Origin of the sequence: Agromyces sp. NPDC056523 (genome assembly GCF_042794545.1) — a bacterium.
In the GTDB taxonomy this organism is placed as follows: Bacteria; Actinomycetota; Actinomycetes; order Actinomycetales; family Microbacteriaceae; genus Agromyces.
Genome location: NZ_JBHTTM010000005.1, coordinates 209,315 through 233,647 on the forward strand (window position 1 = coordinate 209,315; position 24,333 = coordinate 233,647).

Genomic DNA, 24,333 nt, shown 5'->3' on the forward strand with positions numbered 1-24,333 from the left:
CCGAGCGGATGTCGCGTCCCCCGCTCGAAGTCGTCCTCGCCACGCACAACGCGCACAAGGTCGCCGAGTTCCAGCACATCCTCGGCGAGCACGTGCCCGGCATCACCGTGCTGCCCTACGACGGGCCCGAGCCGGTCGAGGACGGCACGTCGTTCGACGAGAACGCCTTCATCAAGGCGCGCGCCGCGGCATCCCACACGGGGCGCATCGCGCTCGCCGACGACTCGGGGATCGCGGTCGACGTGATGGGCGGCTCGCCGGGCATCTTCTCGGCGCGCTGGGCCGGCCCCGGCCGTGGTGCCGAGGCCAACCTCGAGCTGTTGCTCGCCCAACTGGCCGACATCGCCGACCCGCACCGCACGGCTCACTTCCACTGCACGATCGCGCTGGTCGTGCCGGATGCCGCGGGCGAGACGCCGTACGAGTTCGCCGCGGTCGGCACGTGGCCGGGGCGGATCGCCACGCAACGGGCGGGCGTGAACGGCTTCGGGTACGACCCGATCTTCCTGCCCGACGACTTCGCGGTGTCGGCCGCCGAACTGGCGCCCGAGGTGAAGAACGCGCACAGCCATCGGGCGCGGGCGTTCGGGGCGCTCCTGCCCGAGCTCGAGCGGATCGCGGCGGAGCGCGAGCGAGGCTGACGCCCCGGGGCTCCGCCCCGCGACCCCGACCCCGACCACGGGACTCGTCCCACGGTACGAGCCGGACCGGCGAGAACGGCACCGTCGTCGGACGACGCGCGGTTCGCGCACTCCTAGCTTCATCCACATGATCGAAGCAACCCACCTCACCAAGCGCTTCGGCGACGCCATCGCCGTCGACGACCTGTCATTCACCGTGCGGCCCGGCGTGGTCACCGGATTCCTCGGGCCGAACGGCGCGGGCAAGTCCACGACCATGCGCGCGATCGCCGGCCTGATCCGCCCCACCTCGGGGACGACCCGCGTCAACGGGCGGCCGATCGCCGCGCACCCCGCGCCGATCACCGAGCTCGGGACGCTCCTCGGCCCCGGCCTGGCGCACCCGGGACGGACCGCACGGAGCCACCTGCTGGGCCTGGCGGCGACGCACGGCATCGGACGCGCTCGCGTCGACGAGGTCCTGCAGCTGACCGGCATCGACGCCGTCGCCCGACGGCGCGTCGGCACCTTCTCGATGGGCATGCACCAGCGTCTCGGACTCGCCGCGGCGATGCTCGGCGACCCGCGCACGCTCATGCTCGACGAACCCATCAACGGACTCGATCCCGACGGGATCGTCTGGGTCCGCCGGTTCCTGCGCGACCTCGCGGCCCAGGGACGCACCGTGTTCCTCTCGTCGCACCTGATGAGCGAGATGGCGCAGACCGCCGACCACCTCGTCGTGATCGGCCGCGGACGCCTCATCGCGGATGCGCCGGTGACCGAGATCCTCACCGGGGTCGGCGCCACGCGCGTCATCGTGAAGACTCCTGACGCCGGCCGGCTCGCCACCGCGCTCGCCGCACCGGGCGTCTCCGTCGCGACGGCCGCGCCTGGCGAGCTCGAGGTCACCGGCCTCGATGCGCCCGCGATCGCCGAGATCGCGCGCGACCACGGCGTGCTGCTCCACGAGCTCACCAGGCACACCGCCTCGCTCGAGGAGGCCTACCTCTCACTGACGGATTCCGCGCTCGAGTACGCGTCCGTCTCACCCGCGGCGTGAGCCGCACCGGACCTCGAAGGAGACCTCTCATGACCGTCTGCACCGTTCCCACCGCGACGCCCCGTCGTGGCGAACCCCGCCTCACCGTCCGCCGCGTGATCGGCGCCGAGTGGATCAAGGCCGCGACCGTCCGCTCCACCTACTGGACGATCGGCGCGGCGATCGCGACCGTGCTGCTGTTCGCCGGCGGCATCCTGTTCGTCGTCACGCTCGCACCCGCGAGCCAGGTGCCCGACCCCGCCGCCGTGCTCGAGCAGAACTACGGACCGGTGCCGAGTGTCGGCGTGCTCGGCTACGCGTTCATGTTCGCCTATGCGATCGTCGCCATCCTCGGCCTGCTCGTCATCGGACCGGAGCGCTCGACGGGCCTGCTCGCCGCGACACTCGCGGTCGCGCCCCGCCGCGTGCCGGTGCTCGGCGCGAAGCTCGTCGTCTCGGCCGCCATCGGCGCCGTGACGGGCCTGGTCGGCGCCATCGGCGCGTTCCTCATGGTCCAGCCGCAGCTCGCGCCGCTCGGGCTCGGCTCGACGCTCGTCGACCCCGACGTGCTGCAGGTGCTCGCCGGCGGAGCCGTCTTCCTCGCCCTCGTGGCGGTGTTCTCGACGGCGGTCGCCTCGCTCTTCCGCAGCACGGCGGCGGGCATGGGCGCCGTCCTCGGGCTGCTCCTCGTCGCGCCCGTGATCCTTCCGCTCGTGCCCGGAATCGGCGCGGAAGCAGCCGGATGGCTGCCCAGCTCCGCCGGTATGATGCTGTTCCAATCCGCGGCCCAGGCCGGCTGGCAGCCGATCCTCACCGGCGGGCTCGTCCTCCTCGGGTGGACCGTCGGCGCCGTGGCCCTGGGTGGAGCGCGGTTCATGAGACGAGACGTGTGATGGCCGAGCGGGCACGCACCATCGGCCGGGCGACGAGCCCGGCCGATGGCCGCGCCGTGTCCGACCTGTCGGCCGTCCCGGCCCCGGGCCCGCTGCGCCGGGTCTTCGCGGCCCGCCCATGGCTGGTCGACATCTCGGTGTCGCTCGTCTTCACGACCATCGTCGTGGCGACGCTGGTCTCCGACGTCATCGCCGAGGGCACGACGGTGACGCCCTGGCAGGTGGCGAGCATCGGCGGCACGGCGATCGCGCTGCTGTTCCGACGGCGCGCACCGATCACCGTGCTCGTCGTCGTCGTGGTCCTCACCACCGTGCTGGGATTCTCGGCCGAGTCCAACCTCGTGCTCGCCGTACCGATCGCCCTGTACGCCGTCGCGGCCTTCCGGTCCCCGCTGGTCGGATGGATCGCGGCGGCGATCGCGTTCGCCGTCACCGTGGCGAGCCTGTTCCTGTGGCTGCCGATCCTGTCCGATCGGCTTGGTGCGCCACAGGCGTTCGACATCCCGATCGTGCTGCTCACGATCGCGATGGCCGACGTGGTGGGCGTCCTGCTCGGCACCAACACCTGGCAGCGCACTGAGCGCGTCCGCGTGCTCACCGAGCGGGCCGAGCATCTCGCGCGCGAGCGCGACAGCCGTGCCCGCTTCGCGGCCCTCGCCGAGCGGAGCCGGATCGCGCGGGAGATGCACGATGTCGTCGCGCACAGCCTGTCGGTCATGATCGCGCTGGCGGATGGCGCGTCCGCATCGATGGAGCGGGACCCTGCGTCCGCTCGACGCGCGCTGGACCGGCTCTCCGACACCGGACGCGACGCACTGCGCGACATGCGTCAGGTGCTCTCGGTGCTCGGCGACGACTCCGACGAGCCGGAGTCGTTGCGGCCCGCTCCGGGACGCGAGGACGTCGCCGAGTTGGTCGACCGATTCCGGGACGCGGGGCTCCCCGTCCGGTACACCGTGCGCGGCGCGTCGACGCCGGATCCGCAGGTCGACCTCGCGGTGTACCGCATCGTGCAGGAGGCGTTGACCAACGCACTGCGCTACGCCGCGGGGGCCCGTCACGTCGAGGTCGAGGTCGACGCACGCGCCGATGCGACCGTCGTCACGGTCGCCGACGACGGCGGTCGGGCCGACGGGACCGTCGCGGCCGCGCCATCCGAACCGCCCCGGAAGCCGCAGCAGGTCGGCGCGGGCCGTGGCCTCATCGGCATGCGCGAGCGCGCGGCCGTGTTCGGCGGCACGATCGAGGCGGGGCCGCTCGCCACCGGCGGATGGCGCGTGCGCGCGGAGCTCCCGAACGCGACGAGCGGGACCGCCGAGCCGAGGAGCACGGATGGGTGAGCTGTCGCCCGCGGTCCGGGTCCTGCTCGTCGACGACCAGCCGCTCATCCGGTTGGGCTTCCGGATGGTGCTCGAGAGCGAGCCCGACCTGCAGGTCGTCGGCGAGGCCGACGACGGGGCCGAGGCCGTCGAGCTCGCGGCGGCCCTCCTGCCCGACGTGGTCGTCATGGACGTCCGCATGCCGCGCCTGGACGGCATCGCCGCGACGGAGCGCATCTCCGAACGGCTCCCCGACGTGCGCGTGCTGATCCTCACGACCTTCGACCTGGACGAGTACGCGTTCGCCGGATTGCGCGCGGGCGCGAGCGGGTTCCTCCTGAAGAACGCCCGTCCCGCCGACCTCGTGCAGGCGATCCGGACGGTCGCGGGCGGCGACGCGATCGTCGAGCCGCGTGTCACCCGCCGGCTGCTCGACCTCTTCGGCGCCCAGCTCCCCGGCGCGTCGGCCCATGGCGACGAATCGCCGCGATCGCCGGCTGCGCCGGCGCGCGCACCCGGCCCGGCGCGCGATCCGGCCGCCGACCCGCGACTCGCCGCGCTGACCGAGCGCGAACTCGAGGTCTTCACTGCGATCGCGCGCGGCCTCAGCAACGCCGAGATCTCGACCGCCCTCTACCTCTCGGAGTCCACCGTCAAGACGCATGTGGGGCACATCCTGCTGAAGCTCGACCTGCGGGATCGCGTGCACGCGGTGATGCTCGGCTACGAGACCGGCGTCGTGGTGCCCGGCGGCGGCTGAGGAGGCGCGCCTCGTGCCATCAGCGCATCGAGGTCGCCGACCGGCCCGAGGTGGCGCAGCTTGTCGGGGTTCAGCTGGTTGCCGATCACGGCGACCCGTCCGGCGCCCACGTGGACCATCAGCACGCTCAGGGTCGCCCCGCCCGTCGAGATGCGCAGCGCCGCCTCGCCGTTGGCCTGCGTCCGCTCCATCCTGACCGGCAGGCTCTCGCCGCGCCTGACGAGGCCTGCGAGGAACCGCGCGACGGCGAGCGGCCCGTGGATCGGCTGGCGGATGGCCGGTGCCTTGCCGCCGCCGTCCCCGTAGAACACGACGTCGTCCGCGAGCGTGCGCGCGAGCGCATCGACGTCGCCGGCGGAGAGGGCCGCGAAGAAGCGCTCGAGGAGCGTGGCGTCCCGGCGGGCGTCCGCCTCGAACCGCGGCCGTCCCTCGGCGATCCGCGCCCGAGCGCGGTGCATCACCTGTCGGCAGCCCGGCTCCGACCGCTCGACGATCGCCGCGATCGTCGGGTAGTCCATGTCGAACACCTCGCGAAGCAGGAACACCGCGCGTTCGACCGGGCCGAGCCGCTCCAGCACCGTCAGGAAGGCGAACGAGAGCGTCTCGTCGTGCTCGATCCGGTGCGCCGGATCGGCGTCCGCGTCGGGCAGCGGCTCGGGCAGCCACGAGCCCAGGTAGACCTCGCGGTTCCGTCGCGCCGACCGGAGCGCGTCGATCGCGAGCCGCGTCGTGACCGTGGTCGCGAACGCCGCGGGACGCCGGATGACCTCGCCCGCGTCCGTGCGTTCGTGCAGGCGCAGGTACGCGTCCTGGACGACGTCCTCCGCCTCCGTCACGCTGCCGAGCATGCGGTAGGCGATGGAGAACATCAGCGGCCGGAGGTCCGCCAGGGCGTCGCCGGGCTCCGTCATGATCCGAGGATGGCACAGGCTGTCACACCGTGCGGTGCCCATCCGTCGGAGGAGGTGAGACGAGAGGAAGGATGCACATGCGAGTCTTCATCGCCGGCGCCACGGGGGCGGTCGGATCACGCCTGGTCCCGCTCCTGGTCGCGGCCGGCCACCGGGTGGTGGGAACGTCCCGGAGCGAGGCGCGGCTCAGCGCCGTCGAGCGGGCCGGTGCGACGGGAGTGGTGATGGACCCCCTCGACGCGGCATCCGTCCGAAGGGCCGTCCTCGAGGCGGAGCCGGAGGTCATCGTGCACGAGCTGACGGCGTTGGGCGGCCCCATGCCGGACTTCCGGCACTTCGACGAGGGGTTCGCCATGACGAACGAACTCCGGACCCGCGGGACGGACCACCTGCTCGCGGCAGCATCCGCCGTCGGCGGGGTGCGGTTCATCGCGCAGAGCTTCACCGGGTGGCCGAACGAGCGCACCGGCGGAGCCGTCAAGACCGAGGAGGACCCGCTCGACCCGACACCGACGAGGCCGTCGCAGCAGACGTCGTCGGCGATCCGGTACGTCGAGACCGCCACGACCGCCGCCGGCGGACTCGCGTTGCGGTACGGCGGCCTCTACGGCCCGGGCCAGCTGCTCGGCCGCGGCGGCCAGATCGTCGAGATGGTCCGATCGCGCCGGCTCCCGGTCGTCGGCGGGGGTGCGGGTGTCTGGTCGTTCTGCCACATCGACGACGCGGCGTCCGCGACGGCCGCCGCGGTGACGCGCGGCGCGCCGGGGGTCTACAACGTCGTCGACGACGAACCCGCGGCGGTGTCGGTCTGGCTGCCGGAACTCGCACGGGTCCTGGATGCGAAGCCGCCGCTTCGGCTGCCCGGCTGGCTCGCGCGGCCGCTCCTCGGCGAGCACGGACTGGCGCTGATGACCACCGTCCGCGGATCCTCGAACGCCAAGGCCAAGCGCGAACTCGGCTGGCAGCCGCGCTACGAGACCTGGCGGCGCGGCTTCCGCGAGGGGCTCGGCTGAGAACGGGACTCATTCCCGTCAGGCGCCGCGCCGCGACATCCGGCCTACGCTGGAATGGACATGGGACACGCACACGACCACGGCTCGCCGTCGGCCGACCGCAGGCGGCTCGGCATCGCCATCGCGATCATCGGGGCCTTCCTCGTCGTGCAGGTGGTCGGCGGCCTGCTGAGCGGATCGCTCGCGCTGCTGGCCGACGCCGGCCACATGACGAGCGACCTCCTCGGGCTCGTCATCGCGCTCGGCGCGGCGCTGGTGGCCGCGCGTCCCGCGAACGACCGGCAGACCTACGGGTTCCGCCGCTTCGAGGTGTTCGGTGCGCTCGCCAACGGCGTGATCCTCATCGTGGTGGCCGTGACCGTGTCGGCGGGAGCGATCGGGCGACTCGTCTCGGGCGCCGAGGGCGAGGCGCACGAGGTGGCGGGCGGGCTGATGCTCGCCGTCGCACTCGCAGGCCTCGCCGCGAACATCGCCGCGATGCTCGTGCTGCGCAGCGGCGCGAAGGGATCGATGAACGTCCGCGGGGCGTACCTCGAGGTGCTCGGCGACACGATCGGGTCGGTGCTCGTCATCGCGGCGGCCGTCGTGATCCTGACCACCGGATGGAACGCCGCCGACGCCATCGCGTCGCTCGCGATCGCGGCGCTCATCGTGCCTCGCGCGCTGCTCCTCCTGCGCGACGTGATGCGCGTGCTCAGCCAGTCGACGCCCGCAGAGACGGATGTCGCGGAGATCCGCGAACACATCCTGCGCACCCGCGGCGTGGTCGCCGTGCACGACGTGCACGTGTGGGCGATCACGACCGGGACGCACGTGTTCAGCGCGCACGTCGAGGTCGAGCCCGTCGTGTTCGCCCGGGAACAGGTCGGGGCACTGCTCGACGAGCTCGGCGGATGCCTCAGCGACCACTTCGACGTCGAGCACTCGACGTTCCAGCTCGAGCCCTCGGGCCGCGGGCAGCACGAGCACGCGACGCACGCGTAGCGTCGGGCCGTGTCAGGCGGTGAGCAGTCCCGCGAAGTACCGGCGGAGGTCGCCCACGAGGTGCTCCGGCGCCTCCATCGCCGGGAAGTGGCCGCCGCGCGGATGCTCGCTCCAGAACGCCAGCCGCCCATCGGGATCGAGGATGCGCCGCATGAGCGGCTCGTCGCCGAACGCCGCCATGCCCTGCGGGCGATCGTGGTGGCGACCCCACGCGGCCTGCGCGTGCGCCGCCTCGTAGAGCAGGTTCGCCTCGCCGTCTCCGTTGCGGCCGAACCACGCCACGGTGACGAGGGTGAGCAGTGCATCGAGGTCGACCGCGTCCTCGGGGAGTTCGCGTTCGGAGTCGGTCCACTCCCGGAACTTCTCCACGATCCACGTCGCCTGGGCGATCGGCGAATCGGTGAGGCCGTACGCGACGCTGAGCGGCCGTGTCGTCTGCAGCGCCAGATAGCCGAAGTCCTCCGTCCGGGCGTCCTTCAGGCGTTCGTGCCGCTCGTGCTCGTCGGCGGTGAGGTGGTCGGTCGGCGGTGTGTACTGCGTCGCGATCGCTCCCGCATCCGTCGCCGCGATCGAGCCCAGCACACGGTCGCCGGCGTCGAGGCAGAGCTGCTCGATGACGCCGGCGCCGACGTCCTCGCCGAACACCGCGTACCGGTCGTAGCCGAGCGCCTGCATGAGCTTGTCGAACGCGTGCGCGGTGCGGATGATGTCCCAGCCGTGACTCCTGAGCGGGGTCGAGAACCCGCAGCCCGGGATCGAGGGTGCGACGACGTGGAACGCCGGCGTGGCGCCATCCGTCGACCCTGCGTCCATCGCACCCCGACCTGCGTCGGGATCGGCGAGCATCGGGATGACGGCGGCGAACTCGACCGCGGATGACGGGTAGCCGTGCACGAGCAGCAGCGGCACGGCGGCGTCATCCGCAGCGCGGACGTGGAAGCCGTGGATCGGTTGCCCCTCGACGACGGCGGTGAACTGCGGGAGGCGGTTGAGCTTCGCCTCCTCCTCGCGCCAGTCGTACTGCGTGCGCCAGTACTGGGCGAGCCGCTTCGCATACGGTACGGGCGTCCCGCGCTCCCACGACCCGGTGAGGTCGGCGGGCCACCGCGTTCGCTCGAGCCGATCGTCCAGGTCGGCGAGCTCGGCGTCGGGGATCGCGATCGTGGTCGGTCGGATGTCCATGTCACTCAGTCCTCTCGGAGCGTGCCTGCGCTCGGGCGCTCCGATCGGTCACCGGAGTGTCCGACCCAGAAGCGAAGCGGATGACTCGCCGCGCGTCTAGAACGGAAGCGACATCCGGCCGCGCCGCGTCAGACGGGCTCGCCGCGGTGCTGCGACTGGCCCGGGGTGTATCCGGTGAGCCGCTTGACGTCGCGCGTCAGGTGCGACTGGTCGGCGTACCCGAGGTCGTACGTGACGGCGGCGATCGCCTCGCCCGCTCGGAGCCGGTTGACCGCCTCGCGCGCCCGTGAGATCTGCCGGACGTGGTGGGGACTCAACCCGGTGACCTTTGCGAAGTGCCGTTGGACCGAACGTGCGGAGACCTCCACCGGCCGGCCGATGAGGACCGACTCGACGATCCGGTCGTGCGCGAGCAGCCCGTGGGCGGCGAACGCCTCCACGAGGTCATCGACCGTCTCGTAGTCAGGGAACGGCCACCGGGCGTCCGCCAGGTCGAACGCGGCCCGCTGCGGCATCTCGAGCGCGATCGTGCGATCGCACATCTCGCCGGACGGGCAGTGCGTGAAGTAGCAGCCCTGGACGAAGCGGACGCCGATGTTGCGGTTGCCGGCGGTGTACGGCACCGCTGTCGGACGCGACGACGGCCCGCTCAGGAGCACGCGGCGCCCGCCGTCGGCGAGCTCTGAGAAGATCATGTCCCAGCAGGCGTCCGCCGCGGCGAGGTAGGTGCCGTCGCTCGTGTCGACGGTCCTCCAGACGACGTCGACGAATGCGGAGCGTGAGGCTTTCTCTTCGTAGAGGAAGCTCATGCGGCCGAGTGTAGGCCCGGGAGGCGGGGCGCCGCACCCGCGACGGGATCAGCGCTCGGCGGGCGGCCCGTCGTCGCCGTGACCGTGACCGTGGCCGTGACCGTCGTGACCGTGGTCGCCGTCGAGGTGCGGGGGACGGTCGAACACGTCGGGGTCGAGCACGAGCTCCTCGGCTTCGTGCTCGTCGGTGACGATGTCGGCGCCGGCCTCCTCGGCCTTCTTCGCCTTGCGGCGCTCGCTGAAGTAGTGCCACGCGGTGATCAGCGCGGTGCCGCCCACGGCGATCAGCAGGATGACGTCGATGTAGTCGCGGACGAGGTCGGCGACCGGCGGGATGAAGCTGACGAGGTAGCCGAACATGGTGAGGCCGAAGCCCCAGATGACGGCGCCGATGAAGTTGTAGAGCGAGTAGCGCGCGCGGTGCATGTGGCCGACGCCGGCCGCGACGGGCGCGAACGTGCGCACGATCGGCACGAAGCGGGCGAGGATGATCGTCAGGCCGCCGAAGCGCTCGAAGAAGGCGTTGGTCCGCTCGACGTTCTTGACGCTGAAGAGGCCGCTCTCCTTGCGTTCGAACACCTTCGGGCCGCCGCGATGCCCGATCTCGTAGCCCACCTCGCCGCCGATGAACGCCGACAGCCCGATGAGCAGTGCGACGAGCCAGACCGACACGCCGAAGACGCCGTTGGGCGGCACGACCTCGGGGTTCGACAGCAGGCCCGAGATGATCAGCAGCGTGTCGCCCGGCAGCAGGAAGCCGACGAGCAGGCCCGTCTCGGCGAACACGATGAAGCACACGACCAGCAGCGCCCATGGACCGGCCGCCTGGATGATCGACTCGGGGTCGAGCCACGGGATGAGCGCGGTATGGATCACGTCGGGGTGCTCCTGTCGTCGGGCACGGCCGTGGCCGGGTCGCGGGCGGCGTGGTGTCCGTGCAGTCTATCGAGCGGACTTCGCGCGGGGGTGGGGCCCGCCCCCCAATCCGCCCAGCGGATGATTCGGGTCGCGGGGCGCTGGCGCAGCTCAGCGTCGCCGGTACTCCACCTCGGGTCGGCCGGGCGTGCCGTAGCGGTTCGCGCGCTCGACCGCGCCGGTGTCGGCGAGGTGCTCGAGGTAGCGGCGGGCGGTGACGCGCGAGAGGTCGAGGCGGACCGCCAGCTCGGTCGCGGAAAGGCCGCCCGCGGGGGCATCACGGACGGCGGCACGCACCCGGTCGAGCGTCTCGCGTGTGAGTCCCTTCGGCAGGTCGGCGCCCGACGACGTGCGGAGCGCCGCGAAAGACGCGTCGACCTCCTGCTGGTCGGTGACGATCGCCGTTCCGACCCTCGTGCGGTACTCGCGGTAGGCGTTGAGCTTCTCGGCGAACGCGGCGAAGGCGAACGGCTTGATGAGGTACTGCACGATGCCGAGCGCGACCGCGGAGCGCACCACTGCGGCATCGCGCACGGCGGTCACCGCGATGACGTCGATCTCGATGCCCGCCGCGCGCAGCGACCGGCACAGCTCGATCCCCGTCGTGTCGGGGAGGTTCACGTCGAGGAGGATCAGGTCGACGCCGGGGATCGACCCGTCGGGCTGGCGGGCGTCCCGCAGCAGCCGCACTGCCTCGGCTCCGGTGTGCGCGATGCCGACGGGCTCGAAGCCGGCGACCCGGCCGACGTACGCCGCGTGGGCCTCGGCCGTGACGGGCTCGTCCTCGACGACGAGCACGCGGATGGCGTCAGCCATCCGGAACTCCGGGCGCGGGCGCGGGCGCGGTCGACGCGCTCGGCAGCGGGAGGACGACCTCGAATCGCGAGCCCTCGACGCGGAGGTCGCCGCCGAGGCGCGCGACGGACTGGCGCACGAGCGCGAGCCCGATGCCGTGGCCGTGCGACGGGCCCGCCGCGCCATCAGCCTCGCCCGGCTTCGACGTGACGCCGAGATCGAACACGCGCTCGCCGGCGCGCGGACCCGGCCCGCTGTCGGCGACGGCGACCACGAGCCGTCCGTCGCGTGTGGAGATCGAGACGTCGACCGCGGGCGAGGGCGTCGCCGCGGCCGCATCGAGCGCGTTGTCGATGAGGTTCCCGACGATCGTGATCGTCTCGCGCGGGTCGATGCCGGTCGCGGCGAGCCGTTCGGGCAGGTCGACCTCGAAGCGGATGCCGCGCTCGCCCGCCTGCGCGGCCTTGCCGAGCAGGAGCGCCAGCAGCACCGGTTCTTCCACGGCCGACAGCAGCCGATCGGCGAGCGCCTGGCTGAGCGCGAGCTCGCTCGAGGCGAGCTCGACCGCCTCGTCGGGTCGTCCGAGCTCGATGAGGGCGATGATCGTGTGCAGGCGGTTCGCGAACTCATGCGCCTGCGAGCGCAGCGCGTCGGAGAGCGTGGTCATGGTCGCCAGCTCGCCGGTGAGCTCCTGGAGCCGCGTGTGGTCGCGCAAGGTCGTGACCGTGCCGACGCGGCGCGCGTGGGGGTCGCCGGGCCGCAGCCGCGAGACGATCACGTCGCGATCGACGACGAGCACGTGCGTGGGCGTGATGACGATCTCGTCGACGACGGCGTCGGTGCGCGCCAGCACCTCGGCGACGGATGGTGCGAGCCCGAGCCCGTCGAGGGCGGCGGGCGCAGCATCCCTCGACGTCGGCTTCGGAAGGCTGAGCAGCTCGGCAGCCCGGTCGTTCGCGAGCACCACGCGATTGCGGTCGTCCTGCAGCACGAGCCCTTCGCCGATCGAGTGGAGCACGCCCTCGTAGTAGGCGAACATGCGGCTCATCTCCTCGGCGCCGCGCCCCCATGTCACGCGGCGGAGGTACCGGCTCAGCAGCCCGGCCCCGAGTGCGCCGAGCGCGATCATGACGGCCGCGGCGGCGATCACGGTCGCGATCCGGGCGCCGAGCGCGACCTGCGTGTTCGACACCGTGATCCCCGCCGAGACGAGCGCGACGACGTCGCCCGATGCGTCCTCGATCGGCACGACCGAGCGCACCGACGGCCCGAGCGTGCCCGTGTAGGTCTCGCTGAACGGCTCGCCCGCGAGCGCCCGATCGATGTTGCCGAGGAACGGCCGGCCGATCTGCGCCGGGTCGGCATGCGTGTACCGCGTGCGGTCGGGGGCCATGATCGTGATGAAGTCGACCCCGGCCTCGCGCATGACGTCGACGGCGTAGGGCTGCAGCTCCGCGGTCGGGTCGTCGGACTGCACGCCGTCGATCACGAACGGGTCGTTCGCGATCGTCTGCGCGATCGCCATCGACTTCACGGCCGCATCGCGCTCGACGTCGGCGCGCGCGTCGGCCCAGATGAGCGCCACGGCGATCACGGCGAGCACCACGATCACGGCCAGCTGCAGGGCGAACAGCTTGGCGGCGATGCTCCATCCGCGCACCCATCCCACCATGTCCACCTCGCAACGTCGCTGTCCGCTCTCACGATACGTCTCGTCGGCGACCCTGCCGCTGGTCGTCCCGCGAACAGTATGAACACAAGCGGATGGCGCGAGATCCGCTCGCGCATCCTGGCCCGACACCCCGAATCGTCGCCACCGGCGATGACCGACCAAGGAAGCAGGGACGGCAATGGCGCTCCAGTCTCGCGTCGACGGCTCGAAGGCCCGACGGAGGATCGACTCCTCGCACTACCTCTACATCGCGGTGATCGCGGCGGTCGTCGCCGGCATCGCCGTGGGCCTCGCGGCCCCCGAGTTCGCGGTCGGCCTGAAGCCGATCGGCGACGCGTTCGTCCTGCTGATCAAGATGATGATCGCCCCGATCATCTTCTGCACGATCGTTTTGGGCGTCGGCTCGATCGCGAAGGCCGCGACGGTCGGCAAGGTCGGCGGGCTGGCACTGCTGTACTTCATGGTGATGTCGACGTTCGCGCTCGGCATCGGCCTCGTCGTCGGCAACCTCATCCACCCCGGCGAGGGCCTGAACATCGCCGGCGCCTCGTACGACGCCGGCTCGGGCGAGGCGAAGACCACCGAGGAGTTCATCCTCGGCATCATCCCGACCTCGCTGCTCGCGGCCCTCACCGACGGCAACATCCTGCAGGTGCTGTTCGTCGCGCTGCTCGTCGGCTTCGCGCTGCAGAAGATGGGTGCGAAGGGCGCGCCGATCCTCGGCGCCATCCGCCAGATCCAGGCGCTCGTGTTCCGCATCCTCGCGATGATCATGTGGATCGCCCCGATCGGCGCGTTCGGCGCGATCGCCGCCGTCGTCGGCAACACCGGCGTCGCCGCCATCATCTCGCTCGGCACGCTGATGATCGCGTTCTACATCACCTGCGTGCTGTTCATCGTGGTCGTGCTCGGGTCGCTGCTCTGGGCCGTCGCGCGGGTCAACATCTTCTCGATGATGCGCTACCTCGGCCGCGAGTACCTGCTCATCGTCTCGACGTCGTCGAGCGAGGTCGCGCTGCCGCGCCTCATCGCGAAGATGGAGCACGCGGGCGTCTCCAAGCCGGTCGCCGGCATCACCATCCCCACCGGGTACTCGTTCAACCTCGACGGCACGGCGATCTACCTGACCATGGCGTCGCTGTTCATCGCGTCGGCCATGGGCACGCCGCTGTCGATCGGCGAACAGATCGGCCTGCTGCTGTTCATGATGGTCGCCTCGAAGGGCGCGGCCGGCGTCACCGGCGCGGGCCTCGCGACGCTGGCCGGCGGGCTGCAGGCGCACCGGCCCGACCTGGTCGACGGCGTCGGCGTCATCGTCGGGATCGACCGCTTCATGTCCGAGGCTCGGGCGCTCACCAACTTCACCGGGAACGCCGTCGCCACGCTGCTCGTGGGCACGTGGACCAGGCAGCTCGACCGGGCCCAGCTGCGGTCGGTGCTGGCCGGCGAACGGCCGTTCGACGAGAGCACCATGAGCGTCGACGACCACCTGTCGACCGACGAGCGTGCCGAGGTCGAGCGCGAGCAGCGGCCCTCGACCGAGGCGATCGCCGCGATCGTCGGCGAACTGGACCACGAGAAGGAGGCGGCGCGCCGGTGACCCGGTGACTCCGAGGCGGGCGTCGCGATGCGATGATTTCGCATCGGCGACGCCCGCCCGCCGCCGCCCCGCCGGGGGCGTCGACGCGTATTCCCCCCGCGCGGGGGACACGCCGAACCCGAGGGTTGCTCTACCATGCTGCTGCGGCCACGTCGATCGGGCGGGCCGCGTCGCGAACTGGGGGGTATCGCGGTGGTGGAATGGCAGGACTTCTACCGCGCCGGCGGGAATGCGTTCGGAAAGCTCGGGCCCTTCTATGGTCCGGGTGGGCACCGCGGGCGGGACTTCGTGCATGACGCGGGGACCGCCGTGCCGGCGTATTTGCGCGGCACGGTGGTGAAGATCCAAACATCGACGGCCATCGGGCGATGCGTCGTCGTCCGCCTGGACGAGGGTCGGTTCGCCGGGTGGGCCCATCTTCGCGAGATCGAGGTCTCCATCAACGACACCGTGCGCCCCGGCGACACCATCGCGCGCGTGGCCGGGGCGAACGACTCGCCGGGCTCGTCATGGGACGGGGCCCATTCCCACACGACGCTCGGACCGAACGAGGACTCGATCTTCAGTGGGGCCGTCGAGAACCCGATGAATTTGATCACCCCGGCGCTCATCGCGGCCGGAGCACGAGGGGAGGAAGACATGTTCAGTGACATCGACCGGAACCGCTTGAACAACGTCTGGGCCGGGCTGTTCAAGGGCGCCTCGGTCGAGGTCGACGAGGGCGTCGTGAAGAGGTTCGCATATGGCGTGCTGCCCATCGTCGCCCACAACCAGACGCTTATCGCGCAGCAGTCGGCACGCATCGCGGCCCTCGAGGAGGCGCTCTCGCAGCTCGCGCAAGGCACGGGTGTGCAGCTCGACCAAGGTCGGATCGACGACGTCGTCAACGCCGTGAACGACGCGCGCAAGAAGGACTTCCGACGTCCGGTGGTCGAGGACCTCGACAGCGTCGACGGCATCGAGGTGATGAACGCCGGCGAATCCGGCGAACCCGCCGACGGCTGAGGCGTCAATCCCTTCTTCCGGCGCACGCCGGCAGCCCATACTGCACCCATGGGTGCGGCATGGCTCTTCGGGATCGTGGCGTCGGGGTCGCTGGTGATCGGCGCGCTGATCGGCGTGCGGTGGCAGCTGCCGAAGCGACTGCTCGCGATCATGCTCTCGTTCGCGGCAGGCGCGCTCATCACGGCGCTGACCTTCGAGCTGTTCGAGGATGCGTACGAGCGCGGCGGCATCGTGCGTGCGGCGGGCGGGCTGCTCGTCGGCGCACTCGTGTTCACGGTCCTCAGCGCCCTGCTCGATCGGTGGGCGCAGGCGGGATCGCATCCCCGGCCGAGTGACGAGGTGCCGGGCAGCGTCAAGCTCGACACGGATGCCGCGGCCGCCGACCGGGCGCCGACGTCGGCGTCCACACGCGGCACGGCCGGTCTGGCGCTGCTGGCGGCGGTCACGCTCGACGGGACGCCCGAGAACCTCGCGCTGGGCGTCTCGCTCGGGGAGGCCGCGGGCGGCCTCGCCCTGCTCGCCGCGATCTTCGTCTCCAACCTGCCCGAGGCGCTCGTCGGCGCCTCGTCGATGAAGACGCAGGGCCGCTCGTCGGCCTCCATCGTGGGCATGTGGACGCTCGCCGCCGCGCTGACGGCGATCGCCGTGCCGCTCGGGGCGGGACCGCTCGCGAACACCGACGCCGAGACCATCTCGCTGCCCCTGGCCTTCGCGGCGGGCGCGGTGATCGCGTCGCTCGCCGACACGCTCATGCCCGAGGCGTTCGAGCACGGCGGCCCGGCGGTCGCGCTCAGCACCGCGGCCGGCTTCGTGCTGTCGTTCGTGCTGTCGCTGGCGTGAGCGGGCCCCGTCCGGGGGCTGGTCGCCGTGGCGCGTGGTGCGGAAGACTCGGCTCGTGAACGATCGCGATGAGGCGGTCCGCCTCGCCGTCTACCGGGCGCTCGCCGCAACCGGACGCCTGCCCGGGATCGACGAGCTCGCCGTCACGACCTCGCTCGAGCCATCCGAGGTCGAGGAATCGCTCGAGGCGCTCGCCGCGGCGCGGCACGTCGTGTTCGACGCCGACCACCGCATCGTGCTCGCGCACCCGTTCGCGACGCGCAACTTCGCCTTCTCGGTCATGGGCGAGCGGACGCTGTGGTGGGGCGGATGCGCGTGGGACGCGTTCGCGATCCCGCACCTGGTTCCCGACGAGCCGTCCGCGCTCATCGCGACGACGTGCCCGGCCTGCGGCACGCCGCACTCGTGGACCGTCACGCGGCTCGAGGCGCCGGATGCCCCGCAGGTCGCGCACTTCCTGACACCCGTCGCGCACATCTGGGACGACGTGGTGCACGCGTGCGAGCACCAGCGCATCTTCTGCTCGACCGACCACGTCGACGACTGGCTCCAGCGCACGGGCAACCAGCGCGGGTACGTCATGGATCTCGCGACGCTGTGGCACCTCGCCGCGCACTGGTACGAGGGACGGCTCGACTCGCCGTACCGCAGGCGGGAGCCGGTCGAGGCACGTGAGTACTTCGCGAGTGTCGGCCTGACCGGGCCGTTCTGGGGAAACTGAGCCAGCTGGCGGCATGACACGACGGATGCCGCGGGCTCCACACCCGCGGCATCCGCCGTCTCGCGCTGCGCCCGGCCCGACCGGAGAGGAGACCGGCCGGGCCGCGCACGTCTCTAGCCGCGCCCCTGCACGGCGTAGGGGTTGATGAGCGCTTCCTCGGTTCCCGGGACGATGCCCTCCTCGGTCGCGGTGGGCTTGCCGGGGTCCGGCGGGAAGGACTCGGTCATCGACATCGGCATGGCGCCGTTGCGGTAGAGGTTGTTGGAGCCGGTCGACGGCTTCCACTCGCCGGGCTCCCAGTCGGGGACGTAGTTGCGGTAGCCGCCGGTGTTCCACTCGATGCGCATGCCGCTCGGGTCGCGGAAGTAGAGGAAGCTCTGCTCCCCGACGCCGTGGATCGAGGGGCCGTACTCGATGTGGGTGCCGCGCTCCATGAGCACGTCGGCCGCCTGGAGCAGCTCCTCGCGGGAGTCGACCCAGAACGCGTAGTGGTTGACGCGGCCGCCACGATCGGAGCTGTCGAGCACGACGCCGAGGTCGTGCGACTTCTCGTTCGTGGTGATCACGCCGAAGACGGTGACGGGCGCCTCGTCGAGGGTCGTGTAGGCCATGATGCGGAAGCCGAGCACGTCGCGGTACCACTCGGTGAACGCGCGCACGTCGGATGCCGCGACCGTGACGTGGTCGAGCTGGCGCGGGCCGACGGCGTGCTGCGTGCGCTTCTCGGGCCGGTCGGGGAACACCGACTTGAACTCCTCGGGCGCGACGTACTTCTCGACCTCCCAGAAGAGCTCCATCGTGTGGCCCCACGGACCGGTGAACCGGTAGGAGCGGCCGTGGCCGTGGCTCTCATCGATCCACTCTCCGGTGACGCCGGCGTCCTCGATGCGCTTGGCGGCCTCATCGAGCGCCTCGGGGCTCGAGGTGCGCCACGCCATGACGTTGAGGGCCGGCTCGGGGCCTTGGGCGATCACGAGCGAGTAGTTGTAGTAGTCGCCCCAGGAGCGCAGGTAGACCTTGCCGTTCGCGCGCGACTGGACCCGAAGCCCGACCTGCTCCTCGTAGAAGCGGACGGAGGCCTCGACGTCGGGCGCCGCGATCTCGAGGTAGGAGAGGTGGGAGAGGAGTTTGATCATCGTCGATCCTTCAGTCGGGTGCGGTGATGACGACCGCGTGGTTCGGGTGCCGACGAACGGCACGTTTCCACTGTCGGCGGTCGCGGGGTATCAGGGAAGCCGAATCTCTTGATGGCGGCCATCGGCCTGATGGATGGCGCTTGCCGTACGATGTGCGCATGTCGGGCGGTGGCGCGGACTCGCGGTCGGTCGCGGAGAAGCTCTTCGCGATCGCCGACGCCTTCGTCGGACGCGAATCGCTCGGCCTGTCCGAGATCGCGACCCGCGCGCGACTGCCGCTGTCGACCGCGCACCGGCTCGTGGGGGAGTGGGTCGCGTGGGGCGGACTCGTGCGCGGCGACGACGGGCGCTACCGCGTGGGCATGCGCCTCTGGCAGCTCGGCGTGCGGCAGCCGACGGCGCTGCGCCTGCGCCGGATCGCGATGCCGTACCTCGAGGACCTGCTCGAGGCGACCGGCGAGCACGTGCACCTCGCCGTGCGCGACGGCCTCGGGGCGATCTACCTCGAGCGGCTGTCCGGGTCGGGTGCGGTCCCGGTCATCTCCGACGTCGGCTCGCGACTGCCGCTGCACGCGACCGGAGTGGGACTGGTCCTGCTCGCGCACGCACCCATCGAGGTGTTCGACGAGGTGCTCGCGTCGGGCCCGCGCAAGTACCTGCCCAACACGCTCACGGAGGAACGCGACCTGCGCCGCCGGCTCGCCGAGATCCGATCGTTCGGGATCTCGAGGTCGGTCGAGGAGCTCACCCCGGGCGCGTTCTCGATCGCCGCGGCCGTGCGAGACGCCACCGGCGAGGTCGTCGCGGCGGTGTCGATCATCGCGCACGTCGACCGCCTGGCCGAGCCGCAGTTCGCCCTCGGCGTGCGGATGGCCGCTCGAGGTATCTCCTCGGCACTGGGATATCGACTCCAGGGTGAGTAATCGCCTCTCCCGTGGCTTCTTCCGCTGAGTGGAAGTGCCGGTCCGGATGCCGACGAATCGCTGCAAGCTCGTCGAATCCTTCCCCAGTGACGTGAGAGGCGTACACGTGCGACAGTCCACCTCCGTGGCCATCATCGGCGCAGGCCCCGCCGGCCTGATGCTCGGCCACCTCCTCGGGCAGGCCGACGTGCCGTTCGTGATCCTCGAGGCGCAGACCCGCGAGCACGTGCTCGGCCGCATCCGCGCCGGCGTGCTCGAGCAGGGCTCGGTCGACCTCCTCGCGGAGCACGGCCTCGACGCCGACTTGCGCGAGCGCGGCCTCACCCACCACGGCATCTACCTGCAGTACGAGGGCCAGCGCCACCACGTCGACTTCGTCGACCTCGTCGGCCGCACCGTCACGGTCTACGGCCAGCAGGCGCTGGTGAAGCACCTGCTCGCCGAGCACGACCGCATCGGCTCGAACGTCGTCTTCGAGGCGAAGGACGTCGAGCCCGTCGGCGTCACCGGATCTCGGCCCACCGTCATCTACACGAAGGACGGCGCCACCGAGGAGCTCGAGTGCGACTTCGTCGTCGGCGCCGACGGCTACCACGGCGTATGCCGGCGCAGCATCCCCGACGGCGGCATCGAGGTCTTCGAGCGCTCGTACCCGTTCGGCTGGCTCGGGATCCTGGCCGACGTGCCGCCCTCGACCGACGACCTCATCTACGCGCTGCACCGCGACGGCTTCGGCATGCACTCGATGCGCTCGCTCGAGGCCTCGCGCCTCTACGTGCAGGTCGCGCCCGACGAGTCGATCGACGACTGGAGCGACGCCCGGATCTGGGACTCGCTGCAGACCCGCCTCGGCGTCGATGGGTGGGAGCTACGGGAGGGCCCGATCACCGAGAAGTCGATCACCCCGATGCGCAGCTTCGTGGTCTCGACGATGCAGTACGGGCGGATGTTCCTGGCCGGCGACGCCGGGCACATCGTGCCGCCGACCGGCGCGAAGGGCCTGAATTCGGCGATCGCCGACGTCGCGCTGCTCGCCCGCGCCATCCTCGACCAGCGCGCCGGCGACGACACCGGACTGCGGCGCTACAGCGAGCGAGCGCTCGCCCGCCAGTGGAAGGTGCAGCACTTCTCGCAGTGGATGACCGAGATGCTGCACGTGCACCACGAGGTGCCGGATGCCTCGGCCCGCGCGTTCCGCTACCGCAGCCAGGTCGGCCAGCTCGAGTACGTCACCGGCTCGCATGCCGCCCTCCAGAGCCTCGCCGAGCAGTACGCCGGCCTTCCCTTCACCACGGAGTGACCATGCACCCGCCCGCATCACAGCCCGAGACCACGCAGCGGCAGATCAGCGACGAGATCGCCGACCGACAGCGGAACGAGGCGGATGTCGCGACCTCCGCCGGCCGACCGCTCGCCGCGCACCCGCGACGCGACTTCGCGCCGTACCGCTCGACGACCCTGCGTCACCCGACGCACGAGCTCGTGCGCGCCGACCCCGAGGAGATCGAGCTCGTCTCGCCGGCGTTCGGCCACACCGACGTCGCGGCCGAGGAGGCCGACATGACGATCCAGCACGCCGGGGAGCCGCTGGGCGAGCGGATCATCCTGACGGGCCGGATCCTCGACGGCGACGGCCGTCCGGTGCGCAACCAGCTCGTCGAGATCTGGCAAGCGAACGCCTCCGGACGCTACGTGCACAAGCGCGACCAGCACCCGGCGCCCCTCGACCCGAACTTCACGGGCGTCGGCCGCCTCGTCACGGGCGACGACGGCTCGTACCGGCTCACCACGATCAAGCCCGGCGCATACCCGTGGAAGAACCATCGCAACGCCTGGCGCCCCGCGCACATCCACTTCTCGTTCTTCGGCTCGGCGTTCACGCAGCGGCTCGTGACGCAGATGTACTTCCCGGGCGACCCGCTCTTCGCGCTCGACCCGATCTACCAGTCGATCATCGACCCGGCCGCGCGCGAGCGACTCGTCGCGCAGTACGACCACGACGTGAGCGAGCCCGAATGGGCGATCGGCTACCGGTGGGACGTGGTGCTCACCGGCCCGAAGTCGACCTGGATGGAACCGGAGGATGCCGACCATGCCTGACCGGAACCCCGCGGGACGCGCTGACCGGACCGGCGTCGGCGAGGCGTTCGACGCCACCGACCTGCCCGGTGCCCACGCGCAGCCCGACGTGCACCGCGGCAGCCTCGGCCTGACGCCGTCGCAGACGGTCGGACCGTTCTTCGGCTACGCGCTGCCATACGTCGGCGGTTCCGACGTGCGCGCGCCCTGGCAGCCCGACGCCATCCGCCTGCACGGCACGGTGTTCGACGGCGCCGGCGACCCCATCCCTGACGCGTTCGTCGAGATCTGGGGGGCGGATGCCGCTGGGCGGGCGTCGACGGAGCGCGGCTCCTTCGCGCGCGACCAGCACGGCTTCGCGGGCTTCGGCCGTGCGGCCGTCGACCGCGACGGCCACTACTCGTTCACGACCGTGAAGCCCGGAGCCATGCGCGACGGATCGGCGCCGTACCTGCTCGTCACCGTGTTCGCGCGCGGCGTGCTGCAGCACCTGTTCACGCGCGCCTACTTCGGAGACGAGGCCGAGGCGAACGCCGCCGACCCCCTGCTCGGGCGCATCGACGACGCCCGTCGCGGCACCCTCATCGCCGAGCCCGACGCCCCGCGCTCGTACCGCTTCGACATCCGCCTTCAAGGCGAGGGCGAGACGGTGTTCCTCGACTACGGCACCGAGGTCTGACGAGGATGGTGGCATGACCGACTGGGGACTCGTGGATCCCGGCGCTGCCGATGCGTCCGGCACCGACGACGACGCGGTGCTCGCCGCGATGGTCGAGGTCGAGCGGGCGCTCCTGCTCGTCTGGGCGAGCGAGCTCGACGAGTTCCTCGAGGCGCAGGCCGACGCGCTCGACGCCGCGGCGCTCGACCGGGATGTGCTGCGCGCCGGGGTGCAGCGCGACGGCGTGCCGGTGGTCGCCCTCGTGCCGTTGCTGCGCGCGCAGCTCGAGGCCGCCGGCCTCGCGCCCGGTCGGCTGCACCTCGGCGCCACGAGCCAGGACGTGGTCGACACCGCGCTCATGCTCGTCGCGCACGATGCACTCGCCGTGTCGCGCTCGTCGCTCCTCGACGCCGGGCGGCGGCTGACCGCCCTCGCGCACGCCGCGCGGCAGAGCCCGCGCATCGCACGGTCGCTCGCACGGCACGGCGAGACGTCGACGCTCGGCGTGCTCGCGGCGGGCTGGCTCGACGGCGTGACGTCGGCGATCCAGGCGATCGACGCGACCACGTTCCCCGTGCAGTTCGGCGGTGCCGTGGGCACGGGTGCGGCGGCGGATGCCGCGGCCGGCCGCCCCGGCGCGTCCGACGACGTCCGTTCCGAGCTGGCGTCCCGGCTCGGCCTCGCCGATCCCGGACGTGCCTGGCACACCGAGCGCACGCCCGTGCTCGCCGTCGCGTCGACCGCCGCGACCGTCGTCGCCGCGCTCGGTCGCATCGCGGGCGATGCCACCTTCCTCTCGCGCGAGGAGGTCGGCGAGGTGCGTCTTGCGAGCGCCGGAGGCTCGTCCGCGATGCCGCACAAGCGCAACCCCGTCGACGCCGTGGTGATCACCGCCGCCGCCGTCGAGTCGTCGGGCCTGTTGCAGGTCATCGCGAGTGCCGCGATCGCCGGCGACGAGCGCTCGGCCGGTCGCTGGCACGCCGAGTGGGCGGCGTTGCGCCGGCTCGCGCGCCTCGCGCGGTCCGCGTCGACGGCGGCGGTCCGGCTCGTGGACGGCCTCGAGTTCGACGCGGACCGAGCGGCCGCGATCCTCGACGGGGCCGGGCCTGCGGGCGCGCGGCCCGACGTCGAGGTCCTGTCCGCGGCATCCGACCGCATCGTCGACCGCGCGACCACGCGCTTCACCCGCCTCACCGGATCGGAGGGCACCCGATGACCGTTCCCAGACTGCTCGGCTCGTTCGCGCCCGGTGCGGCGCCGGCCGCCGCCAACCCGCTGCTCGTGCTGCTGCCCTCGCTGGGCACGACGTCCGCGCTGTGGGACGGCGTCGTCACGCGGCTGCGCGCCGACGAGCGCACGGCAGGCCTGCGGATCCTCCGCATCGACCTGCCCGGACACGGTGCCAGCCCGGCGATCGCCGACGCGATCACGATCGGCGAGCTGGCCGACGCGGTGCTCGCCGTCGTCGACGAGGCCGGTGGCGGCGCGTTCCACGTCGCCGGCGTCTCGCTCGGCGGGGCCATCGCGCTCGAACTGGCCGTGACGCACCCCGATCGCGTGCGCAGCCTCGTGATGAGCTGCAGCGGCGCACGCATCGGCAGCGCGCAGGGCTGGGCCGACCGCGCCGCCTCGGTCCGTGCCAGCGGCACCGCCTCGCTCGTGACCGGCAGCGCCTCGCGGTGGTTCGCCCCCGGCTTCCTCGAACGCGAGGGCGGCGGGCCCGGCGCCCGCTCGCTCACCACGCTCGTCGACGTGGACGACGAGTCGTACGCCCGCTGCGCGGAGACGCTCGCCGACTTCGACCGCACCGCCGACCTCGGCGGCCTGCGGATGCCGACCCTCGCGATCAGCGGCGGCCTCGACGCCGTCACGACGCCGGCGTCGATGGAGGACTTCGCCGACGCCGTCCCCGGCGCGCGGCACGTCGCCCTCGACGGCGCATCGCATCTCGCCGTGCTCGAGGAGCCCGCGGCGGCCGCCGAGCTGATCGCGCAGCACTTGGATCGCGCCGAGCGCGGCGGCGCGGCATCCGTCGCCCGCGACCGGGGCATGCGGGTGCGCCGCGACGTGCTCGGCGACGCGCACGTCGACCGCGCCATCGCCGCGACCACGCCCGAGACGGCAGCATTCCAGGACTTCGTCACGCGGTACGCCTGGGGCGACATCTGGGCGCGGCCCAGCTTGAGCCGGCGCGAACGGTCCATCGCTACCCTCGCGAGCCTCACGACCGGCGGCCACGAGAACGAGATCGCGATGCACGTGCGCGCCGCGCGCCGCAACGGCCTCACCCGCGACGAGATCGCCGAGGTGCTCCTGCACACCGCGCTCTACGCCGGCCTGCCCGCGTCGAACTCGGCGCTCGCGATCATGCGCGCGGTGTTCGCCGAACAGGATGCCGCGACCTCGGCTCCCGACGGCCCGGCCGCGCCGGACACCCCAGACCAGACCCCCTGACC

24 protein-coding genes are annotated in these 24,333 nt (G+C 72.0%); 17 read left to right on the top strand and 7 right to left on the bottom strand.

Translation table 11 applies throughout. The annotated features are described in order from the left end of the window. Positions 1–8: 8 nt before the first annotated feature. The 5 genes from rdgB (at position 9) to ACFQ58_RS16360 (ending at position 4,634) form a co-directional block, all read left to right on the top strand. Positions 9–641: an RdgB/HAM1 family non-canonical purine NTP pyrophosphatase gene (gene rdgB / locus ACFQ58_RS16340; RefSeq protein WP_376952221.1), complete on the top strand. Its 633-nt coding sequence runs from the start codon at positions 9–11 to the stop codon at positions 639–641. Positions 642–768: 127 nt separating this feature from the next. Further along, positions 769–1,683, top strand: coding sequence for an ABC transporter ATP-binding protein (locus ACFQ58_RS16345; protein WP_376952222.1), 915 nt, complete (start codon positions 769–771; stop codon positions 1,681–1,683). Between the two features lie 29 nt (positions 1,684–1,712). Then, positions 1,713–2,555, top strand: coding sequence for an ABC transporter permease subunit (locus ACFQ58_RS16350; RefSeq protein WP_376952223.1), 843 nt, complete (start codon positions 1,713–1,715; stop codon positions 2,553–2,555). Then, complete coding sequence (locus ACFQ58_RS16355; RefSeq protein ID WP_376952224.1) at positions 2,555–3,895, top strand: sensor histidine kinase; 1,341 nt, start codon at positions 2,555–2,557, stop codon at positions 3,893–3,895. The genes ACFQ58_RS16350 and ACFQ58_RS16355 overlap by 1 nt, the downstream gene beginning before the upstream one ends. Continuing rightward, positions 3,888–4,634 carry a response regulator gene (locus ACFQ58_RS16360; RefSeq protein ID WP_376952225.1) on the top strand — a complete coding sequence of 249 codons (747 nt, stop codon included), beginning with the start codon at positions 3,888–3,890 and terminating at the stop codon, positions 4,632–4,634. The genes ACFQ58_RS16355 and ACFQ58_RS16360 overlap by 8 nt, the downstream gene beginning before the upstream one ends. Here the strand turns inward: ACFQ58_RS16360 and sigJ are convergent. Further along, the gene (sigJ, locus tag ACFQ58_RS16365) at positions 4,598–5,545 is read right to left on the bottom strand and encodes an RNA polymerase sigma factor SigJ (RefSeq protein WP_376952226.1); all 948 of its coding nucleotides are present in this window, start codon (positions 5,543–5,545) and stop codon (positions 4,598–4,600) included. The two genes, ACFQ58_RS16360 and sigJ, sit on opposite strands and share 37 nt — an antisense overlap. 77 nt (positions 5,546–5,622) lie before the next feature. Here sigJ and ACFQ58_RS16370 point away from each other — a divergent pair, with 77 nt between their 5' ends. Both ACFQ58_RS16370 and ACFQ58_RS16375 read left to right on the top strand, forming a co-directional pair. After that, on the top strand, positions 5,623–6,558 hold the full coding sequence (locus ACFQ58_RS16370; protein ID WP_376952227.1) for an NAD-dependent epimerase/dehydratase family protein: 936 nt from the start codon (positions 5,623–5,625) through the stop codon (positions 6,556–6,558). Between the two features lie 60 nt (positions 6,559–6,618). Then, positions 6,619–7,542, top strand: coding sequence for a cation diffusion facilitator family transporter (locus tag ACFQ58_RS16375; protein WP_376952228.1), 924 nt, complete (start codon positions 6,619–6,621; stop codon positions 7,540–7,542). A 12-nt stretch (positions 7,543–7,554) separates the two neighbouring features. Here the strand turns inward: ACFQ58_RS16375 and ACFQ58_RS16380 are convergent, their stop codons facing one another. The 5 genes from ACFQ58_RS16380 to ACFQ58_RS16400 all read right to left on the bottom strand — a co-directional run bounded on the left by ACFQ58_RS16380 (position 7,555) and on the right by ACFQ58_RS16400 (position 12,915). Then, entirely contained in the window at positions 7,555–8,724 is a 1,170-nt protein-coding gene (locus tag ACFQ58_RS16380) for an epoxide hydrolase family protein (protein ID WP_376952229.1), read from the bottom strand. 128 nt (positions 8,725–8,852) lie between these two features. Further along, positions 8,853–9,533: a helix-turn-helix domain-containing protein gene (locus tag ACFQ58_RS16385; protein ID WP_376952230.1), complete on the bottom strand. Its 681-nt coding sequence runs from the start codon at positions 9,531–9,533 to the stop codon at positions 8,853–8,855. A gap of 48 nt (positions 9,534–9,581) precedes the next feature. Next, the gene (locus ACFQ58_RS16390; protein ID WP_376952295.1) at positions 9,582–10,406 is read right to left on the bottom strand and encodes a DedA family protein; all 825 of its coding nucleotides are present in this window, start codon (positions 10,404–10,406) and stop codon (positions 9,582–9,584) included. Between the two features lie 153 nt (positions 10,407–10,559). After that, positions 10,560–11,264 (bottom strand): response regulator, encoded by a 705-nt coding sequence (locus ACFQ58_RS16395; RefSeq protein WP_376952231.1) that lies wholly within the window; start codon positions 11,262–11,264, stop codon positions 10,560–10,562. Continuing rightward, positions 11,257–12,915, bottom strand: coding sequence for an ATP-binding protein (locus tag ACFQ58_RS16400; RefSeq protein ID WP_376952232.1), 1,659 nt, complete (start codon positions 12,913–12,915; stop codon positions 11,257–11,259). Before ACFQ58_RS16400 ends, ACFQ58_RS16395 begins: the two co-directional genes overlap by 8 nt. 178 nt (positions 12,916–13,093) lie before the next feature. Between ACFQ58_RS16400 and ACFQ58_RS16405 the strand changes: the two genes are divergently transcribed. The 4 genes from ACFQ58_RS16405 (at position 13,094) to merB (ending at position 17,081) form a co-directional block, all read left to right on the top strand. Then, positions 13,094–14,515, top strand: coding sequence for a cation:dicarboxylate symporter family transporter (locus ACFQ58_RS16405; RefSeq protein WP_376952233.1), 1,422 nt, complete (start codon positions 13,094–13,096; stop codon positions 14,513–14,515). Between the two features lie 135 nt (positions 14,516–14,650). Beyond that, a complete protein-coding gene (locus tag ACFQ58_RS16410) occupies positions 14,651–15,520 on the top strand; it encodes a M23 family metallopeptidase (RefSeq protein WP_376952234.1) in 870 nt (289 codons plus the stop codon). A gap of 48 nt (positions 15,521–15,568) precedes the next feature. Then, on the top strand, positions 15,569–16,360 hold the full coding sequence (locus tag ACFQ58_RS16415; RefSeq protein ID WP_376952235.1) for a ZIP family metal transporter: 792 nt from the start codon (positions 15,569–15,571) through the stop codon (positions 16,358–16,360). Positions 16,361–16,415: 55 nt separating this feature from the next. Continuing rightward, complete coding sequence (gene merB / locus ACFQ58_RS16420) at positions 16,416–17,081, top strand: organomercurial lyase (protein WP_376952236.1); 666 nt, start codon at positions 16,416–16,418, stop codon at positions 17,079–17,081. Positions 17,082–17,194: 113 nt separating this feature from the next. Here the strand turns inward: merB and ACFQ58_RS16425 are convergent, their stop codons facing one another. Then, positions 17,195–18,217 carry a VOC family protein gene (locus tag ACFQ58_RS16425; protein ID WP_376952237.1) on the bottom strand — a complete coding sequence of 341 codons (1,023 nt, stop codon included), beginning with the start codon at positions 18,215–18,217 and terminating at the stop codon, positions 17,195–17,197. Positions 18,218–18,375: 158 nt separating this feature from the next. Between ACFQ58_RS16425 and ACFQ58_RS16430 the strand changes: the two genes are divergently transcribed. The 6 genes from ACFQ58_RS16430 (at position 18,376) to pcaC (ending at position 24,331) form a co-directional block, all read left to right on the top strand. Further along, a complete protein-coding gene (locus ACFQ58_RS16430) occupies positions 18,376–19,140 on the top strand; it encodes an IclR family transcriptional regulator (RefSeq protein ID WP_376952238.1) in 765 nt (254 codons plus the stop codon). A 106-nt stretch (positions 19,141–19,246) separates the two neighbouring features. Further along, entirely contained in the window at positions 19,247–20,440 is a 1,194-nt protein-coding gene (locus tag ACFQ58_RS16435; RefSeq protein ID WP_376952239.1) for a 4-hydroxybenzoate 3-monooxygenase, read from the top strand. Between the two features lie 2 nt (positions 20,441–20,442). Continuing rightward, on the top strand, positions 20,443–21,240 hold the full coding sequence (pcaH, locus tag ACFQ58_RS16440; RefSeq protein ID WP_376952240.1) for a protocatechuate 3,4-dioxygenase subunit beta: 798 nt from the start codon (positions 20,443–20,445) through the stop codon (positions 21,238–21,240). Beyond that, the gene (gene pcaG, locus ACFQ58_RS16445; RefSeq protein ID WP_376952241.1) at positions 21,233–21,898 is read left to right on the top strand and encodes a protocatechuate 3,4-dioxygenase subunit alpha; all 666 of its coding nucleotides are present in this window, start codon (positions 21,233–21,235) and stop codon (positions 21,896–21,898) included. Before pcaH ends, pcaG begins: the two co-directional genes overlap by 8 nt. A gap of 13 nt (positions 21,899–21,911) precedes the next feature. After that, positions 21,912–23,093: a lyase family protein gene (locus ACFQ58_RS16450; protein WP_376952242.1), complete on the top strand. Its 1,182-nt coding sequence runs from the start codon at positions 21,912–21,914 to the stop codon at positions 23,091–23,093. Continuing rightward, entirely contained in the window at positions 23,090–24,331 is a 1,242-nt protein-coding gene (pcaC, locus tag ACFQ58_RS16455) for a 4-carboxymuconolactone decarboxylase (RefSeq protein WP_376952243.1), read from the top strand. The genes ACFQ58_RS16450 and pcaC overlap by 4 nt, the downstream gene beginning before the upstream one ends. The last annotated feature ends 2 nt before the right edge of the window (positions 24,332–24,333 follow it).

What these genes read in the sequence shown, in the direction of transcription:
- ACFQ58_RS16430 (WP_376952238.1), top strand. Translation starts at nt 18,376, where the DNA reads ATGTCGGGCGGTGGCGCGGACTCGCGGTCGGTCGCGGAGAAGCTCTTC.
- ACFQ58_RS16345 (WP_376952222.1), top strand. Translation starts at nt 769, where the DNA reads ATGATCGAAGCAACCCACCTCACCAAGCGCTTCGGCGACGCCATCGCC.
- ACFQ58_RS16410 (WP_376952234.1), top strand. Translation starts at nt 14,651, where the DNA reads ATGCTGCTGCGGCCACGTCGATCGGGCGGGCCGCGTCGCGAACTGGGG.
- ACFQ58_RS16370 (WP_376952227.1), top strand. Translation starts at nt 5,623, where the DNA reads ATGCGAGTCTTCATCGCCGGCGCCACGGGGGCGGTCGGATCACGCCTG.
- ACFQ58_RS16405 (WP_376952233.1), top strand. Translation starts at nt 13,094, where the DNA reads ATGGCGCTCCAGTCTCGCGTCGACGGCTCGAAGGCCCGACGGAGGATC.
- ACFQ58_RS16355 (WP_376952224.1), top strand. Translation starts at nt 2,555, where the DNA reads ATGGCCGAGCGGGCACGCACCATCGGCCGGGCGACGAGCCCGGCCGAT.
- ACFQ58_RS16425 (WP_376952237.1), bottom strand. Translation starts at nt 18,217, where the DNA reads ATGATCAAACTCCTCTCCCACCTCTCCTACCTCGAGATCGCGGCGCCC.
- pcaH (WP_376952240.1), top strand. Translation starts at nt 20,443, where the DNA reads ATGCACCCGCCCGCATCACAGCCCGAGACCACGCAGCGGCAGATCAGC.
- ACFQ58_RS16415 (WP_376952235.1), top strand. Translation starts at nt 15,569, where the DNA reads ATGGGTGCGGCATGGCTCTTCGGGATCGTGGCGTCGGGGTCGCTGGTG.
- ACFQ58_RS16450 (WP_376952242.1), top strand. Translation starts at nt 21,912, where the DNA reads ATGACCGACTGGGGACTCGTGGATCCCGGCGCTGCCGATGCGTCCGGC.
- ACFQ58_RS16375 (WP_376952228.1), top strand. Translation starts at nt 6,619, where the DNA reads ATGGGACACGCACACGACCACGGCTCGCCGTCGGCCGACCGCAGGCGG.
- ACFQ58_RS16380 (WP_376952229.1), bottom strand. Translation starts at nt 8,724, where the DNA reads ATGGACATCCGACCGACCACGATCGCGATCCCCGACGCCGAGCTCGCC.
- pcaG (WP_376952241.1), top strand. Translation starts at nt 21,233, where the DNA reads ATGCCTGACCGGAACCCCGCGGGACGCGCTGACCGGACCGGCGTCGGC.
- sigJ (WP_376952226.1), bottom strand. Translation starts at nt 5,545, where the DNA reads ATGACGGAGCCCGGCGACGCCCTGGCGGACCTCCGGCCGCTGATGTTC.
- ACFQ58_RS16385 (WP_376952230.1), bottom strand. Translation starts at nt 9,533, where the DNA reads ATGAGCTTCCTCTACGAAGAGAAAGCCTCACGCTCCGCATTCGTCGAC.
- ACFQ58_RS16360 (WP_376952225.1), top strand. Translation starts at nt 3,888, where the DNA reads ATGGGTGAGCTGTCGCCCGCGGTCCGGGTCCTGCTCGTCGACGACCAG.
- rdgB (WP_376952221.1), top strand. Translation starts at nt 9, where the DNA reads ATGTCGCGTCCCCCGCTCGAAGTCGTCCTCGCCACGCACAACGCGCAC.
- ACFQ58_RS16400 (WP_376952232.1), bottom strand. Translation starts at nt 12,915, where the DNA reads ATGGTGGGATGGGTGCGCGGATGGAGCATCGCCGCCAAGCTGTTCGCC.
- ACFQ58_RS16395 (WP_376952231.1), bottom strand. Translation starts at nt 11,264, where the DNA reads ATGGCTGACGCCATCCGCGTGCTCGTCGTCGAGGACGAGCCCGTCACG.
- pcaC (WP_376952243.1), top strand. Translation starts at nt 23,090, where the DNA reads ATGACCGTTCCCAGACTGCTCGGCTCGTTCGCGCCCGGTGCGGCGCCG.
- ACFQ58_RS16350 (WP_376952223.1), top strand. Translation starts at nt 1,713, where the DNA reads ATGACCGTCTGCACCGTTCCCACCGCGACGCCCCGTCGTGGCGAACCC.